We start from the raw sequence: 15,170 nt of genomic DNA on the forward strand, positions 1-15,170 counted from the left end.
ATCCGTAGAACATGACAGTTGTGCATTGTCACGTTCAGGGATTGAATGTTGCCCTCATGCAGTCGTCGCCCTTCCGGGCCGCTCGACACGCAAGGAGAGGCAGGCATGCTCGATCAGTTCGCGTTTGTGTCCCCCAGGGCCATGGCCCACGCCGGGCAACTTGACCCAGGCTTTGCCACCAACGGCAAAGCCTGGGTTCATTTCGAAGGCAGTACCTCGAGCCTGACCACCGGGCTGACCCTCGATCACGCCGGACAAATCCTGGTAGCAGCCAGGATCGAGACGGCCCACGGCAGTCGGTTCGGGCTGGCGCGACTCAACCACGACGGTGAGATCGACCCGGACTTCGGCACCCGCGGCTACGTGATCGGCGCGTTTGAACACGGTTTCGAAGCGACGGCGGGCAAGGTGATCGTGTTGCCCGATGGGCATATCCTGCTGTCCGGCCTGCACTACGAAAGCAACGACCACACCCTTCCCGCCCTGGCGCTGTTCGACCAGCAAGGCCGCGCCGTTGAAAGCTTCGGCAATGCCGGCCGGCACGTCATCAGGCTTTGCGGCAATCTCTCCCAAGGCCTGCGCGACCCCTGGCTACCGCCCGGCGTGCCGGGACTTGAGGCTTGCGACATGCAAGTGCAGGCCGATGGCCGGATCCTTGTGCTCGCCAACCACCACTATCAATTGTCCGATCATGTCGGCGTACTGATCCGGCTCTTGCCCGACGGGGCATTGGATACCTCGTTCAACGGTCGTGGTTTCGTGATGGTCCGGCGCTTGTTGAAAAATACCTGGCTCGGCTGCCTGCAGCTCCAGGCTGACGGCCATATTGTCGTCGGCGGCGCCATCGACTTGCCCCAGCATGGCTTGATTGCCCGTTATGACAGCAGCGGCAAACTCGATGACAGCTTCGGCGAAAACGGCTTCCTGTCCATCCTGGCCCAGGGGCACAGTGTGATGGTCAGCCAAATCGTTCAGGATGCGAGCGGTGATCTGCAGGTGTTCGGCAGCAGCCGTGATCCGATGCATAGCCTGTCCCTGAAAGTGCGCCCCGACGGCAAGCCGGACCGTCATTGCAACCAGGGTCAGTGCCAACTCATGGCGATCGGGCGCAATGCCAGTCAGTGGACCGCCGCCCAGCTTCAAGCGGACGGAAAACTGGTGACCGCCGGTGCCACGATCGGCGGTATCGAGGCCGATTTCGTACTTGCCCGACATCTGCCAGATGCCAGCCTCGACCCGGATTTCGGCCAGGGCAAAGGTTGGGTTCGTACTCGACTCGGCTACAGCCTGGACACCGCCACCACCCTGGCCATGCAGGCAGATGGAAGAATTCTGGTGGGCGGTTATTCGCTCCAGGGGCATTATCGAGCGGTGGTTGCGCGGTATTGGGCCTGAGTCGGATTTCGCGGGTGAACGGTATTTATTCTTACGCTTGATATTCCTCATTTCTTACGGCAAGTTGCGCGCTTCTAATTAAAAGGAGCAGCCGATGTCCGGTTCAATGGCTCAGGCTTTCGCGCACAATTTTCTGGGGCATTCCCCACGCTGGTACAAGGCGTGCATCATCACGTTCCTGATCCTCAATGCCGTAGTGCTATGGACCCTCGGCCCGGTCGTTGCCGGCTGGATGCTGGTGGTGGAGTTCATCTTCACCCTCGCCATGGCCCTTAAATGCTACCCGCTGATGCCTGGCGGCCTGTTGCTGGTCGAAGCCCTGGTGCTGGGCATGACCACGCCCAAGGCGCTGTACGATGAGCTGCTGCACAACTTCCCGGTCATCCTGCTGCTGATGTTCATGGTGGCCGGGATCTACTTCATGAAGGACCTGCTGCTGTTCCTGTTTTCGCGCCTGCTCCTGGGCGTGCGCTCCAAGGCGCTGCTGGCCTTGATGTTCTGCTTTCTCTCGGCGTTCCTGTCGGCCTTCCTCGATGCCTTGACCGTCACCGCGGTGATCATCAGCGCCGCGGTGGGCTTCTATGCGGTGTATCACCGTGTGGCGTCGGGCAACGATCCGCGCCAGGACAGCAACGTCGATGAAGACCACGATCTGCCGTCGAGTCATCATGAAGATCTCAATCAGTTTCGGGCGTTTCTACGCAGCCTACTCATGCATGGCGCCGTAGGCACCGCGCTGGGCGGCGTCTGCACCCTGGTAGGCGAACCGCAGAACCTGCTGATCGGCCATGAAATGGACTGGCATTTTGTCGATTTTTTCCTGAAAGTCGCGCCGGTGTCGCTGCCGGTGCTGGCGGCCGGGCTGGTGACCTGCGTAGCCCTGGAAAAGCTGCGCTGGTTCGGTTACGGCACGCTGCTACCGGACAACGTACGTGCCGTGCTGGCCGACTACGCCGAGCAGGACAATCGTGAACGCACCTCACGCCAACGCGCCGCCCTGATCGTCCAGGGTATTGCCGCGCTGATCCTGATCGTGGGCCTGGCCCTGCACATTGCCGAAGTCGGCCTGATCGGCCTGATGGTCATCGTATTGATTACCGCCTTCACCGGCATCACCGACGAGCACAGGCTTGGCAATGCGTTCAAGGACGCCATGCCGTTCACGTCGCTGTTGGTGGTGTTCTTTGCGGTGGTGGCGGTCATTCACGACCAGCAGTTGTTTACGCCGCTGATCCAGTGGGTGCTGGGCCTGCCCGCCGACCGGCAGCCCGGCATGCTGTTCATTGCCAATGGCCTGCTCTCGGCCATCAGCGACAACGTGTTCGTGGCAACCATCTACATTACCGAGGTGAAGCAGGCCTTCGTCTCCGGCCACATGAGCCGCGAACAGTTCGAGACCCTGGCGGTGGCCATCAACACCGGCACCAACCTGCCGAGCGTCGCCACACCCAACGGCCAGGCTGCATTCCTGTTCCTGCTGACCTCGGCGATCGCCCCGCTGATTCGCCTGTCCTATGGCCGGATGGTCTGGATGGCACTTCCCTACACCGTGGTGATGGGTGGCTTGGGCTGGTATGCGGTGACTTACTGGTTGTAGAAATATTGCTGAGCTGAAGGAAAACCTGTGGCGGGGGAGCTTGCTGCCGCTGGGGTGTAGGAGCTGGCGAAGCCTGCGATCTTTTGATCTTTCGCTTGAGACTCAAGTAGCAGGGGAAAGATCGCAGCCTCGCTTCGCTCGTCAGCTCCTACAGGCCCAGCGGGAGCAAGCTCCCTCGCCACAAAGGGCCAAAGCTTATCGCGGCAAGATGTAGCGTTCGATCGCCAGCGCTGCGCCGTCGTCGATAACGGTGGCGGTCACGACATCCGCTTGACGCCGGATCGCCTCCTCCGCCTGCCCCATGGCAATCGACAATCCCGCGCGGTGGAACATCGCCGGGTCGTTGCCACCGTCGCCCATGGCCGCTGTCTGCTCCAGCGGCACATCGAGGAAGGCCGCCAGGGTCGACAGCGCTTCTCCTTTGTTCGCCTTCATGGCCGTCACATCCAGGTAGATCGGTTGCGAGCGCGACACCTGGGCCTGGCCCTTGAGCAGCGGATGCAGCCGCGCCTCCAGCTCCACCAGCAGGTCGGTGTTGGCGCTGGTGGCGACGATCTTGTCAATCCGCTCCAGGTACGGCTCGAAACTCTCGACTTCTACCGGTGGGTAACCCAGGCCACGCGTCTCCACCGGCACCATCGGACCGTTGGCGTCGCGCACCAGCCAGTCGCCATCGGCAAATACCCAGACTTCGATGCCGGGCTGATCGGCGTACAGGGCCAGTGTGGCCAGCGCCGCCTCGGGTGGCAGGTAGTGGACGGCAAGAAAGCTGCCATCGGGATGAACCAGCGTGCCGCCATTGAACGCCGCCGTGGGCAGGTCGACACCCAGGGCCTCGATCTGCTGCAGCATGGCCCGCGGCGGTCGCCCGGTGGCGAGGCTGAACAGCACACCGGCTTCGCGCAATGAGCGAACCGCCTCGACGGTGCGCTGGTTGAGACTGTGATCAGGCAGCAGCAATGTGCCGTCCATGTCGCTGAGCAGGAAACGGATGGGGGGCTTCACCAGATCATTCATCCGAGGCCATGCCAGACGCGACTGTCGCGGGTAAGCAATTCATCGGCGGCCGCCGGGCCATCTTCACCGGCCTTGTAGGGCTGGAATGCCGCGTCCTGCTGCCAGGCATCGAGGAATGGCTGCACGGCGCGCCAGCCGTTTTCGATGTTGTCAGCGCGCTGGAACAGCGTCTGGTCACCGGTCAGGCAATCGTAGATCAGGGTTTCGTAACCCGTGGATGGCTGCATTTCGAAGAAATCCTTGTAGGCAAATCCCAATTCGATATTGGCCATGTCGAGTGCCGGCCCCGGCCGCTTGGCCAGCAGGTCGAACCACATGCCTTCATTGGGCTGGATCTGGATTCTCAGGTACGTAGGTTGCAGTTCGTCGACTTCGGTGTCGCGAAACTGCGCGTAAGGCGCGGGCTTGAAGCAGATGACGATCTCCGTGTCCCGCACGCTCATGCGCTTGCCGGTACGCAGGTAGAACGGCACGCCAACCCACCGCCAGTTGTCGATCATGACCTTGAGGGCGACGTAGGTCTCGGTGCTGCTGTCGGGCGCCACGTTGGCCTCCTGGCGATAACCGTTTACCGCCTTGCCGCCGACTTCACCGGCAGTGTACTGGCCGCGGACCGAGTTGGCCCGGGCCTGCTCCACCGACCAGGGCCGGATCGCCCCGACGACCTTGGCCTTTTCCCCACGCACGGCGTCAGCACCAAACGCCGCTGGCGGCTCCATGGCCACCATCGCCAGCAGTTGGAAAAGATGATTGGGCACCATGTCCCGCAGGGCGCCGGTGTGTTCATAAAAACTGCCGCGGGTTTCCACACCGACCGTTTCGGCGGCGGTGATTTGTACGTGGTCGATGTAGTGGTTGTTCCAAAATGCCTCGAACAGGCTGTTGGAGAAACGGCTGACCAGAATGTTCTGCACCGTTTCCTTGCCCAGGTAATGGTCGATGCGATAGATCTGTTTCTCGCTCATGACCTTGAGCAGGCAGGCGTTCAGCGCTTCGGCGGTATACAGGTCGGAGCCGAACGGCTTTTCGATCACCACCCGCCGGAAGGCGCCCTCCTGCTCCTGAAGCAGCCCGGCCGCACCGAGGCGGCTGACCACTTCACTGAAAAAGCGCGGCGCGGTCGCCAGGTAGAAAACCGCGTTGCCGGTGCCGCTGGCGGCGATTTTCGCCGCCAGCGCCTGGTAGGTGCTCTCATCGAGGAAATCACCCTGGACGTAGCTGATGCCCTTGGCCAGCTTGGCCCACAGCACGGGATCGAGCGCCCGGTCGGCGTCGCCGCCCTTGCTCGCCGCTTCGTTACGGATGAAGTCCTCGAGTTTCTTGGCAAAATCCACATCGCTGATGGCGTTGTGGTCAACCCCGATGATGCGCAGCCCATCGCCCAGCAGACCGTCGCGACTGAGGTGGTAAAGCGCCGGCATCAGCAGACGCTTGACCAGATCGCCATGGGCGCCGAACAGAAACAACGTGGTCGGCGGCGCGGGTTCTGCCTTGGATTTGCTGCCGATCGAGGTCATTTTTTCGGCGTCTCCACGTGACCGCCAAAGCCGAAGCGCATGGCCGAGAGCATTTTGTCACCGTACGTGCTTTGCTGGCGCGAGCGGAAACGGGCAAACAACGAACTGGACAGGACCGGAACCGGCACCGCTTGCTCGATGGCGGCCTCGATGGTCCAGCGCCCTTCACCGCTGTCGGCGACTTCGCCGGAAAAACCGTCCAGTTTCGGATCGCTGGCCAGCGCGTCGGCGGTCAAGTCCAGCAACCAGGACGACACCACGCTGCCGCGACGCCAGACTTCGGCGATATCGGCGACGTTCAGGTCGAAACGCTGCTCAGCCGGCAGGCTTTCGCTGGATTTGGTCTTGAGGATGTCAAAACCCTCGGCGAAGGCCTGCATCATTCCGTATTCGATGCCGTTGTGGATCATCTTCACGAAATGCCCCGAACCGGCCGGGCCCGCGTGGATGTAGCCACGTTCGGCGCGGTCATCGTCGGATTTGCGATCACGGGTGCGCGGGATGTCGCCCATGCCCGGCGCCAGGCTGTCGAACAGCGGGTCCAGGCGCTTCACCACGTCGGCATCGCCGCCAATCATCATGCAGTAACCGCGTTCCAGGCCCCAAACACCGCCGGAGGTGCCAACGTCGATGTAGCTCAGGCCCTTTTCCGACAGGGCCTGGGCGCGACGGATGTCGTCCTTGTAGTACGTGTTACCGCCGTCAATGATCACATCGCCCGGCTCCAATAGTTCGCTGAGGACGTTGATGGTGTCTTCGGTGGGTGCGCCGGCCGGCAGCATGACCCAGACCGCCCGTGGCTTTTCCAGGCCGGCGACCAGTGCCGAGAGGTCCGCGACGCCCATCGCGCCTTCCTGGTGCAGGTTTTCGACAAAAGCGGCATTGCGGTCATAGACGACGGTGGTGTGCCCATTGAGCATCAGGCGCCGCGCAATATTGCCGCCCATGCGGCCCAGTCCAATGATCCCGAGTTGCATGTGCTGATGCTCCCTACTACAAATAAAGGTAAGTCAAAGATTTAGCTCGTAAGACACGTGGAGGTTAGTCCAGAGCATTGCTGCATAGTTTCCGGGTAATTCGAGCGATCACAAGGGATAACGCTCAAGATCCGGCCGAAGCCACAGCGACCATGAAAAATAAAAAAGTTCCAATCACAAGCAAAAGAAATCAGAATCGGCGCCGATAGTAGAGGTGTCGACCAAATACTGGCGACATCTCTATAGTTGATGTACGCCATTTGCGAGGTGAGCAATGGGCCCTGTCGTTACCGCACGTCCTCCCCAAACCCTTTATGTGACCATTCGTCGCGATGAATTGCGCCTACTCAAGGAAGAACGCGATCTACTGCTTGATGAAGTGATGCAGCTGCGCATGCAGTTGCAACACGCACAACTGCCCCACCAGAGCCAGTCCCTGGCTCGGTAACCGCCCCAGAAGCACAGCGCCAGGAAGTGACACTGGCCAAACCGGTGTCATTTCCATGCGAGTCCGCCATGTGTGTTTGTGGCGAGGAGATTTGTCCCCGCTGGGCTGTGGGAGCAAAGCTTGCTCGCGAAACAGGCACCCCGGTCCCTGAAAGACTGCATCGCCTGCATCGCGGGCAAGCCTTGCTCCCACAAATAAATCCCTTACCCAAGGTGCGCTCGCACCCCGGTCACCGATTTATATCCGAAAAACTCACAAACTTTTCACAACCGGCTCGCAATACTCCCCGCCTTTAGGGTTGCTCGGCGTATGCCTGCGGTCACCAATCCGGTGCCGACAGCTTCGTCGACAAAGGCTGGAGCGCTTGATGAGTTTGTTCAAACGCAGCAAAACGACTGCGAAAGGTTTCGACTGGGCCGGGCTTGGCTGGCTGTTTCTGTTCTTCTGGTACTTCTCTGGCATCACCCAACTGCTCATTCTGTTGAGCGACACCTCCGGCTTCACCGGCTTTCGCCAAGCGTTCGTGATGAGCGCGGTGTGGCTGGCGCCCCTGCTGCTCTTCCCCGCCCGCACGCGCGTGCTCGCCGCCTTGATCGGCGTGGTGCTGTGGGCCTGCTCCATGGCTAGCCTGGGCTACTTCTTCATTTACCAGCAAGAATTTTCCCAGAGCGTCATCTTCATCATGTTCGAATCGAACGTGTCTGAAGCCGGCGAGTACCTGACACAGTATTTTGCCTGGTGGATGGTAGCGGCGTTCCTGGCCCACACCGCCGTCGGCTATTGGCTCTGGACCCGCCTGCGCCCGGTGTACCTGCCCCGGGGCCGGGCCATGGTCGCAGCAGTCGCCATTGTCCTGGCCGTGGTCGGTTATCCGCTGATCAAGCAGACCCAGCGTACCGGCAGCTTTGCCGGTGGCCTGGAGAAATTCGAAGATCGCATCGAGCCAGCCGTGCCATGGCAAATGCTCGTGGCCTATCGTCGCTACGGTGAACAGCTGGAGAACATGCAAGGCATGCTCCACAGCGCCAGCAAGATTCCACCCCTGAGCAACCTCAAGGATGCCACGGCAGAGCAGCCGGCCACCCTGGTGCTGGTGATCGGCGAATCCACCAACCGCCAGCGCATGAGCCTCTACGGTTACCCGCGGGAAACCACGCCTGAGCTGGACAAGCTCAAGGGCCAGCTGTCGGTGTTCGACAACGTCGTCACCCCGCGCCCCTACACCATCGAAGCCCTGCAGCAGGTGCTGACGTTCGCCGACGAGGAGAGTCCGGACCTGTACCTGAGCACGCCGTCGCTGGTGAGCATGATGAAACAGGCCGGCTACAAGACCTTCTGGATCACCAACCAGCAGACCATGACCAAGCGCAACACCATGCTCACGACCTTTTCCCAACAGGCCGACGAGCAGGTGTACCTGAACAACAACCGCAACCAGAATGCCGCGCAGTACGATGGTGATGTGATCGAGCCGTTCAACAAAGCCCTGGCCGACAGCGCCCCGCGCAAGCTGATCGTGGTGCATCTGCTCGGCACCCACATGAGCTACCAGTACCGGTATCCGCCGACCTTCAACAAGTTCACCGACCGCCAAGGCGTACCGGCGGGCCTGCGTGACGATCAGGTCCCGACCTACAACAGCTACGATAACGCGGTGCTGTACAACGACTTCGTCGTGTCCAGCCTGATCAAGGACTACGCCAAGACCGACCCCAACGGCTTCCTGCTGTACCTGTCGGACCACGGTGAAGACGTGTTCGACTCGCCAGGCCACGGCACACTGGGCCGTAACGAAGGCAAGCCGACCGCGCCGATGTACACCATCCCCTTCATGGCCTGGGCCTCGCCCAAGTGGCGCGAAAGCCATGACTGGAACTTTGCCGGCGACCTCTCGCGCCCCTACAGCAGCTCGCACCTGATTCACACCTGGGCAGACTTGGCAGGCTTGAGTTTTGATGAGCTGGACCACAGCAAGAGCCTGGTCAGCGCGGACTTCAAGGCGCGCCCGCTGTTGATTGGCGACCCCTATCAAACCCCACGCAAGGCCCTGATCGACTTCAGCCTGATGCAGCCCAAGGCACCGGCGGCCGCAGTCGTGCAGAAATAACCGAAACCCATCAGAAGCCCGCTTTTACAGGGGCTTGATCCAGAACTCCATAGGCCCGTGGGCCGGGTCGAACATGCCGGCGGCAAAGCCGAACTTGGCATAGCTGGCCTGGGCCACGGCATTGCCCTCGAGCACTTCCAGGGTAATCTTGCAGCAACCACGCTGGCGGGCGATGTCCTCGACCTTCTGCAGCATCCTCTGGCTCAGCCCGAGCCCACGAAAATCCTTCATCACCGCCACGTCGTGGATGTTCACCAGTGGCCGGCAGGCAAAGGTCGAAAAACCTTCGAAACAATTGACCAGCCCCGCCGGTTCGCCGTTGACGAAAGCCAGCACGCTGAAGGCATGGGGGCGCTTGGCCAGTTCCTCGGGCAGATGCAGCAGCACCTCTGCCGGCAATGGATGTCCTCCGCCCATCGGGTCCTGCGCATAGCCATTGAGCACATGACAGATCGCTTCGGCGTGAACCGGGTTGGTGTAGCTGGCTTGCAGTACAAGGATGCCCTTGGCTTCTTCCATGACCTTCCATCTCATTTCGTTAGTGCCGCTGGCTCGAAGCCGTCGGCGGGATACAGGTCAGGCTCGCTGACCAAAACGTTGCATTTGCATTTCCTGGAGGCGGCTGAGGGTACGGCGAAACGGGAATTGCAGATAGCCCTCGGTATACAACTCATCCATCGGCACCTGGGCCGAAAGGCACAACGGCACCTTGCGGTCATAACATTCGTCGACCAGGGCGATGAAGCGCCGTACGCCATCGTCATGGATCGACAACTGCGGCAATTCGCGATCACCGGCCTCGACCCGTTCGACACCGTCTTCGGTGCCACGGGCAATGCGCCCTTCGCGTTGTTCGGCGCTCAGGCACGGTACATCACTGAGCAGGATGACGCTGAAGCGGTCGCACAGCGCCATGAAATCCAACGCCGAGAACGGTTGCTCGCACAGATCGGAGTAACGGCTCCAGAGCACGCTGTCGCTGGCCTGGACCGGTTCAAGCAGGCGATGACCGACCTCGATCGGCGCACTGCTCGACGCTTGCCCGGTGGTCAACTGGTTGAAGACGTCACCCAGCGGATCCGGTTGCCCGGGATCGCGCAGCCAATAACGCTGCTGTAATTGGCCTGGGTGCTGGCGATGGTCTTGCCAGCCGTTCACCGGCACGACCTGCATATATCGATTGATCGCGGTGATGGTCGGCAGGAAACGCTCACGGTTGTGGCCGTTGGCATAGAGCTCCTCCGGCGGCAGGTTGGAGGTGCAGACCATTACCAAGCCCAGCTCGAACATCACCTGGAACAGGCGCCCGAGGATGATTGCATCGCCAATGTCGTTGACAAACAGTTCGTCGAAACACAGCACCCGAACTTCAGCGCTCAACTCCCGGGCCAGGGCCTGCAAAGGATCTGGCGTGCCTGTGAGCTGGAACGAACGCTGATGCACCCACGCCATGAAATGGTGGAAGTGTTGTCGACGGGCCGGCACCTTGAGGCTTTCATAAAAGCGGTCCATCAGCCAGGTCTTGCCACGTCCCACCGGACCCCAGAGATAGACGCCCTTGATCGACTTGCGACCTTCGTGCAACGCCTTGTGGCATTGCTCCAGTGTCATGATGGCCAGTTCCTGGGCCTCGTCCTGGACGAAGCCGTGGTGCTCGATGGCATGCTGCCAGGCACTCAAGGGGGAGTCGAAAGTCATACGGCCCGGGTCCGGAAAACGAAGGTGGGGAGTATGCCATGACAGGCGACTGCAGGAACTCTGCGTAGAACTGTTGCGTGGGGTTTATCTGTGGGAGCAAGTTTTTGTGGAAGCATGCCCTGTGGGAGCAAGGCTTGCCCGCGATGAACGATAACGCGGTTTGGCTGTTGGACCGCGGCGCGACTATCGCGGGCAAGCCTTGCTCCCACAGACCTTGCTCCCACAGACCTGGGTGCAGAACTTAGATTGAGATATCCAACCGGCTGATCTTGCCCTGCTCATCGAGCCGGAAGGTGTAGCGCAACTCCAGCGGGCTGCCGGGGAATGTCCCGGAGATCAGGTTTTGCACCAGCACCTTGCCAGTACGTTGCTGCACATTGAGGACTTCCACACGTGGCTGGAAGCGTCGGGCAGTGTCTTCCATCCATTGGGCGATGGCCTGGGTGCCAACACGGTGCTGGCCTTCATCGAACACGTTGGCATCCTCGGCGAAGAAACGCGTCACCGCCGAACTGTCACGGGCATTGGCGGCCGCAATGTAGCCGGCGATGGCCGGGGCCAGGGAAGAGACGGGATTGGACATGGTACGGCTCCTTGTTTTATCGATCTGGCACCATGCTAGAACAGCGTTGTGTCAGTTTTTGTCAGGAGTGAACCGCCCGGTTTCGTCCAGCTTCATCAGCGCAAACCAGTCGCGCAGCAAGTCGCTGCGTCGGCCCGGATAGCGCTCGCCCTGCTCGGTGGCAGAGGCAATCCGGTCGGTGCGAAAAGTCCGATAGGCGCCACGCAATTCGCACCAGGCCACCACCACCCGCGCCTCATTGAAAAAGCCCAGGGCCAGCGGCCAGATCAAGCGTTGGCTCGGGGTCTTGTTCACGTCGGCGTAATCGATGTGCAGCTTGGCCTGGGCGCGAATGGCCTGGCGGTACACGTTCAGTTCCACCGTGTTCTGCGGATAGCCATAGCCCGGTGGGCCGGGCAGTACCGTGGGGTTGCGCAAGGCGTCTCGCACATCGGGGGCCAGCACTGCAGCGACCTTCGCCAGGGCGTCGGCGGCTGCCTTGCCCAACACCTCGTCGGCGCGCTGATCGACGTAGCGCAAGCCCAGCACAATGGCCTCGATTTCATCGGCGGTAAACATCAGTGGCGGCAGGAACAGGCCGCTGCGCAAGACATAACCGATGCCCGCTTCGCCCTGGATCGGCGCACCAAGGGCGGTGAGTTCAGCGATGTCGCGGTACAAGGTGCGCTCGGAAACGTTCAGTTCGCCCGCCAATGTCGCAGCGGTGACCGGGCAACGCTTGCCCCGCAAGACTTGCAGCAAAGTGAGCAACCGAGAGGTACGCGACACGATGGACTATCCAGAAGAAAAAAGTTGACGCAGATTAGCAGAGGCTGGTGTCAGAAACTGTCAGGAGCCCTCCATCCACGTCGCATGAATCCATGCGGCATGAGCTTTTGTGGCGAGGGAGCTTGCTCCCGCTGGGCCGGTCCGACGCTTCGGGCGCAGCGGCCCCTAGCTTTTGCGGTTGCTGCGCAACCGAGCGGGAGCAAGCTCCCTCGCCACAAAGGCGCCCTCGTCAAAGGTTCGTTGGTTGCCGTGGGGCCCCTGTGGGGTATCGTGCTCAATCACCGCCGGTTTTTTTCATTCTTTGAGAGCTTGTCCATGCGCAGAATCCTCGGCTTGTCCCTTTTCCTGATCCTCCTCAGCCTGAGCGCCTGCGCCCTCTTCCCCCACCGTGATCCGCTGAACATCAACGTGGTCGGCATCGAACCCTTGCCCAACCAGGGCCTGGAGGTGCGTTTCGCCGTGAAACTGCGCGTGCAGAACCCCAACGAAACCGCCATCGACTACAACGGCGTGGCGCTGGACCTGGAGGTCAACGACCGTACGCTGGCAACGGGGGTCAGTGACCAGAGCGGTTCGATCCCGCGCTTTTCCGAGGCGATCCTCAGTGTCCCGGTGAGCATTTCGGCGTTTTCGGTGTTACGCCAGACCTTGGGCCTGAGCCAGACCCAAAGCCTGGACAACCTGCCCTATGTGCTCAAGGGCAAGCTCGCCGGCGGCGTATTCGGCACCCTACGCTTCGTCGACCGCGGAACCCTCGACCTGCCGGGCTCCGCCGCCAACTGGTGATCAGGCGGTGAAACGCACACCGGGCTTGACGCGCTCGTCCACCACCAACTCGAACACATCCGGCCTGGCGTAATGCCCCACCACGTCATAGTCGTAGCGCGCCCGCACCAGCTCATCGGTGTCGATTTCGGCAGTCAGTAGCCCAGCGCGGTCCTTCAGCGGCCCGGCGAGTACATCGCCCATGGGCCCGACAATCACGCTGCCTCCGGCAATCAGCGGCCGCTCGGCCGGCCAGTGCGCGACCTCGATACCCAGGGCCTGCGGCGAGGCCTGGACCTGGCAGGCACTGACCACAAAACAGCGACCTTCGTGGGCGATATGGCGCATGGTCACCTGCCACATCTCCCGCTCATCCACCGTTGGCGCACACCAGACGTCCACCCCTTTGGCGTACATCGCGGTGCGCAGCAGCGGCATCATGTTTTCCCAGCACACCGCCGCGCCGACCCGGCCGACCTGGCTGTCGATCACGGGCAAGGTCGACCCATCGCCCTTGCCCCAGATCAGCCGCTCGGTGCCGGTGGGCATCAACTTGCGGTGCCGGGCCACCAGGCCCGCCTCGGGTTCGAAATACAGCGCGGTGCAGTACAGGGTGCTGCAGACACGCTCGATGACGCCCAGCACCAGACTCGCCCCCGTACGCGCCGACAGCCCGGCCAGCGCTTCGGTTTCAACGCCGGGCACGTCAATGGCATTGGCAAAATAGCGGGCAAACGCCTCGCGCCCCTCCGGCAACCGGTAACCCAGTTGAGTCCCAAACGTTTCGCCCTTGGGATAGCCACCCAGCAGCGCTTCAGGCATCACCACCAGGCGCGCGCCAGCCTCGCGAATGGCCTCTTCGTAGGAAAGGATCTGTGCCAGGGTCTCGCCCTTGCCGCCAGGCAACGAACCGATCTGCAGGGCAGCCACAATGGATTTGGGCATGGTTTTTCAACTCCTTGATCATCAGGTGTTGCTGATTCTCAAGCAGCGGTCGATCATGAATAAAGCCCAGAATGCTGCTAAATGATATGAGCCTTATGAATATCGCCGACATCGACCTCAATCTGCTCAAGACCTTCGAAGCCTTGCATGACGAATCCAGCGCCAGCCGCGCCGCCGTGCGCCTGGGCGTGACCCAGTCGGCCATCAGCGCAGCGCTGCGCAGGCTTCGCGGTTTGTATGACGATCAATTATTCGTGCGCACGGGCCGGGGCCTCGCGCCAACGTTGCGGGCCAATCAACTGAAGCCGGTGATCAGTGAAGCACTGGATAAATGTCGCCAGAGCCTGGCGATGGTCGACCCGGATGCCAGCCATTACGAAGGCCGCTCGGTCATCGTCGGCCTGTCGGACGATTTCGAGATTGCCCATGGGCGACGCTTGATTGAAGAAGTGGCCCACCGCGCGCCGGGCCTGCGCTTGATTTTCCGCCAGACCCACAGCCAGATCGTCGGCCGAGCCCTGATGGAGCGCGACCTTGACCTGGCGATCACAGCGGGCGGGTTCGCCCAGCGGTTGCTCAGCCGCCAGGTGTTGGGCGAAGGCGATTACGCCTGCCTCCTGGACCCGGCGAGCCTGGCGCAAGGCCAACATTCCCTCAGCCTGGAGGCGTTCGTGGCCCGTGAACATCTGCTGGTGTCTTCAGGTGGTTTCATCGGCATCACCGACGAAGGGCTGGCCGGGCTTGGCCTGAGTCGACGAGTCTGTGCCTCGACCACCCACTTTGCCGCGTTGCCGTTCCTGCTCAAGGGCAGTCAGGCCGTGGCGACCATCCCGGCCCATGCCGCCCGGGCCATCGCCGACCTCAGCGGCCTGACCTTGCTGCCCTGCCCCCTGGCCTTGCCCCGCTACCCCATCGAACTGGGATGGCGAACCCACACGCAAATGGACCCAGTGGTGATCAAGGTTCGCGAGGGCATTACGGCAACATTCGCCTGAGGCTTACTTGTTGGCAGCCATCAGTCGATTGACTTCACTGCGCACCATGTTGGCGTACTCCGGCGGCGACATGCCGTCCAGTTCGGCACGCACCCACTCGGCCCACTTGCCCTTGCGTTTGGAGCGCTCGCCGAACAAGCGGGCAGCATCGCCCTTGGCTTTGCCCAGGTTGTTTTGCCACAGTTCAAAAAGTCGGGATTTTTCGTCTTCCAGCGCGGCGCGCTCGGCCAGGGGCTTGTCAGCCAGATTGAAGCTCATGGGAATTACCTGTTGCGTAAATAGGCGCCATCTTACACCTTGCAGGGAAACGTCTTAACCACGATTTGTGATGGGCTGCGCCGACAAGGCCAAACGTTGC

The 15,170-nt window shown here is 61.4% G+C and carries 15 protein-coding genes; 6 read left to right on the forward strand and 9 right to left on the reverse strand.

Features of this window, described 5'->3' with window-relative positions; genetic code table 11:
- Window positions 1-105 precede the first annotated feature (105 nt).
- A complete protein-coding gene (locus QMK47_RS16045) occupies window positions 106-1,395 on the forward strand; it encodes a hypothetical protein (protein ID WP_253475269.1) in 1,290 nt (429 codons plus the stop codon).
- 94 nt (window positions 1,396-1,489) lie between these two features.
- Window positions 1,490-2,992, forward strand: a complete 1,503-nt coding sequence (gene nhaB, locus QMK47_RS16050) for a sodium/proton antiporter NhaB (protein WP_253475289.1) — start codon at window positions 1,490-1,492, stop codon at window positions 2,990-2,992.
- Between the two features lie 195 nt (window positions 2,993-3,187).
- Here nhaB and QMK47_RS16055 read toward each other — a convergent pair whose 3' ends face one another.
- Genes QMK47_RS16055 through gnd form a run of 3 tightly spaced genes read right to left on the reverse strand, consistent with a single transcriptional unit; the run spans window position 3,188 to window position 6,527 of the window.
- Complete coding sequence (locus QMK47_RS16055) at window positions 3,188-4,009, reverse strand: HAD family hydrolase (protein ID WP_253475292.1); 822 nt, start codon at window positions 4,007-4,009, stop codon at window positions 3,188-3,190.
- A complete protein-coding gene (gene zwf, locus QMK47_RS16060) occupies window positions 4,006-5,526 on the reverse strand; it encodes a glucose-6-phosphate dehydrogenase (RefSeq protein WP_320388721.1) in 1,521 nt (506 codons plus the stop codon). Before zwf ends, QMK47_RS16055 begins: the two co-directional genes overlap by 4 nt.
- Window positions 5,523-6,527, reverse strand: a complete 1,005-nt coding sequence (gene gnd, locus QMK47_RS16065; RefSeq protein ID WP_258691246.1) for a phosphogluconate dehydrogenase (NAD(+)-dependent, decarboxylating) — start codon at window positions 6,525-6,527, stop codon at window positions 5,523-5,525. Before gnd ends, zwf begins: the two co-directional genes overlap by 4 nt.
- A gap of 250 nt (window positions 6,528-6,777) precedes the next feature.
- Here gnd and QMK47_RS16070 point away from each other — a divergent pair, with 250 nt between their 5' ends.
- Window positions 6,778-6,951 carry a DUF6026 family protein gene (locus QMK47_RS16070; RefSeq protein ID WP_018601582.1) on the forward strand — a complete coding sequence of 58 codons (174 nt, stop codon included), beginning with the start codon at window positions 6,778-6,780 and terminating at the stop codon, window positions 6,949-6,951.
- A 367-nt stretch (window positions 6,952-7,318) separates the two neighbouring features.
- Complete coding sequence (locus QMK47_RS16075) at window positions 7,319-9,058, forward strand: phosphoethanolamine transferase CptA (protein WP_253475298.1); 1,740 nt, start codon at window positions 7,319-7,321, stop codon at window positions 9,056-9,058.
- 24 nt (window positions 9,059-9,082) lie between these two features.
- On the opposite strand, the gene QMK47_RS16080 is transcribed toward QMK47_RS16075, so the two are convergent.
- The 4 genes from QMK47_RS16080 to QMK47_RS16095 all read right to left on the reverse strand — a co-directional run bounded on the left by QMK47_RS16080 (window position 9,083) and on the right by QMK47_RS16095 (window position 12,107).
- Window positions 9,083-9,577, reverse strand: coding sequence for a GNAT family N-acetyltransferase (locus QMK47_RS16080; RefSeq protein WP_253475301.1), 495 nt, complete (start codon window positions 9,575-9,577; stop codon window positions 9,083-9,085).
- 57 nt (window positions 9,578-9,634) lie between these two features.
- Window positions 9,635-10,756 (reverse strand): cell division protein ZapE, encoded by a 1,122-nt coding sequence (gene zapE / locus QMK47_RS16085; protein ID WP_253475304.1) that lies wholly within the window; start codon window positions 10,754-10,756, stop codon window positions 9,635-9,637.
- A gap of 241 nt (window positions 10,757-10,997) precedes the next feature.
- The gene (locus QMK47_RS16090; RefSeq protein ID WP_072348557.1) at window positions 10,998-11,339 is read right to left on the reverse strand and encodes a nuclear transport factor 2 family protein; all 342 of its coding nucleotides are present in this window, start codon (window positions 11,337-11,339) and stop codon (window positions 10,998-11,000) included.
- Window positions 11,340-11,390: 51 nt separating this feature from the next.
- Entirely contained in the window at window positions 11,391-12,107 is a 717-nt protein-coding gene (locus QMK47_RS16095) for a helix-turn-helix transcriptional regulator (RefSeq protein ID WP_003202404.1), read from the reverse strand.
- Between the two features lie 315 nt (window positions 12,108-12,422).
- Here QMK47_RS16095 and QMK47_RS16100 point away from each other — a divergent pair, with 315 nt between their 5' ends.
- Window positions 12,423-12,893 carry an LEA type 2 family protein gene (locus QMK47_RS16100; protein ID WP_320388722.1) on the forward strand — a complete coding sequence of 157 codons (471 nt, stop codon included), beginning with the start codon at window positions 12,423-12,425 and terminating at the stop codon, window positions 12,891-12,893.
- Here QMK47_RS16100 and QMK47_RS16105 read toward each other — a convergent pair whose 3' ends face one another.
- Window positions 12,894-13,817, reverse strand: a complete 924-nt coding sequence (locus tag QMK47_RS16105; RefSeq protein WP_258688229.1) for a carbon-nitrogen hydrolase family protein — start codon at window positions 13,815-13,817, stop codon at window positions 12,894-12,896.
- 86 nt (window positions 13,818-13,903) lie between these two features.
- Between QMK47_RS16105 and QMK47_RS16110 the strand changes: the two genes are divergently transcribed.
- Window positions 13,904-14,812, forward strand: coding sequence for a LysR family transcriptional regulator (locus QMK47_RS16110; protein ID WP_320388723.1), 909 nt, complete (start codon window positions 13,904-13,906; stop codon window positions 14,810-14,812).
- 3 nt (window positions 14,813-14,815) lie between these two features.
- Here the strand turns inward: QMK47_RS16110 and QMK47_RS16115 are convergent, their stop codons facing one another.
- Window positions 14,816-15,070 carry a hypothetical protein gene (locus tag QMK47_RS16115; protein ID WP_003181187.1) on the reverse strand — a complete coding sequence of 85 codons (255 nt, stop codon included), beginning with the start codon at window positions 15,068-15,070 and terminating at the stop codon, window positions 14,816-14,818.
- Window positions 15,071-15,170: the final 100 nt, after the last annotated feature.

The sequence above is a fragment of the Pseudomonas sp. P9_35 genome (assembly GCF_034008205.1).
Lineage (GTDB): Bacteria > Pseudomonadota > Gammaproteobacteria > Pseudomonadales > Pseudomonadaceae > Aquipseudomonas > Aquipseudomonas kilonensis.

Coding starts and splice junctions, on each gene's coding strand:
- QMK47_RS16075 (WP_253475298.1), top strand. CDS start 7,319: ATGAGTTTGTTCAAACGCAGCAAAACGACTGCGAAAGGTTTCGACTGG.
- QMK47_RS16055 (WP_253475292.1), bottom strand. CDS start 4,009: ATGAATGATCTGGTGAAGCCCCCCATCCGTTTCCTGCTCAGCGACATG.
- QMK47_RS16045 (WP_253475269.1), top strand. CDS start 106: ATGCTCGATCAGTTCGCGTTTGTGTCCCCCAGGGCCATGGCCCACGCC.
- QMK47_RS16070 (WP_018601582.1), top strand. CDS start 6,778: ATGGGCCCTGTCGTTACCGCACGTCCTCCCCAAACCCTTTATGTGACC.
- QMK47_RS16110 (WP_320388723.1), top strand. CDS start 13,904: ATGAGCCTTATGAATATCGCCGACATCGACCTCAATCTGCTCAAGACC.
- QMK47_RS16115 (WP_003181187.1), bottom strand. CDS start 15,070: ATGAGCTTCAATCTGGCTGACAAGCCCCTGGCCGAGCGCGCCGCGCTG.
- zapE (WP_253475304.1), bottom strand. CDS start 10,756: ATGACTTTCGACTCCCCCTTGAGTGCCTGGCAGCATGCCATCGAGCAC.
- zwf (WP_320388721.1), bottom strand. CDS start 5,526: ATGACCTCGATCGGCAGCAAATCCAAGGCAGAACCCGCGCCGCCGACC.
- QMK47_RS16100 (WP_320388722.1), top strand. CDS start 12,423: ATGCGCAGAATCCTCGGCTTGTCCCTTTTCCTGATCCTCCTCAGCCTG.
- QMK47_RS16080 (WP_253475301.1), bottom strand. CDS start 9,577: ATGGAAGAAGCCAAGGGCATCCTTGTACTGCAAGCCAGCTACACCAAC.
- QMK47_RS16090 (WP_072348557.1), bottom strand. CDS start 11,339: ATGTCCAATCCCGTCTCTTCCCTGGCCCCGGCCATCGCCGGCTACATT.
- nhaB (WP_253475289.1), top strand. CDS start 1,490: ATGTCCGGTTCAATGGCTCAGGCTTTCGCGCACAATTTTCTGGGGCAT.
- QMK47_RS16105 (WP_258688229.1), bottom strand. CDS start 13,817: ATGCCCAAATCCATTGTGGCTGCCCTGCAGATCGGTTCGTTGCCTGGC.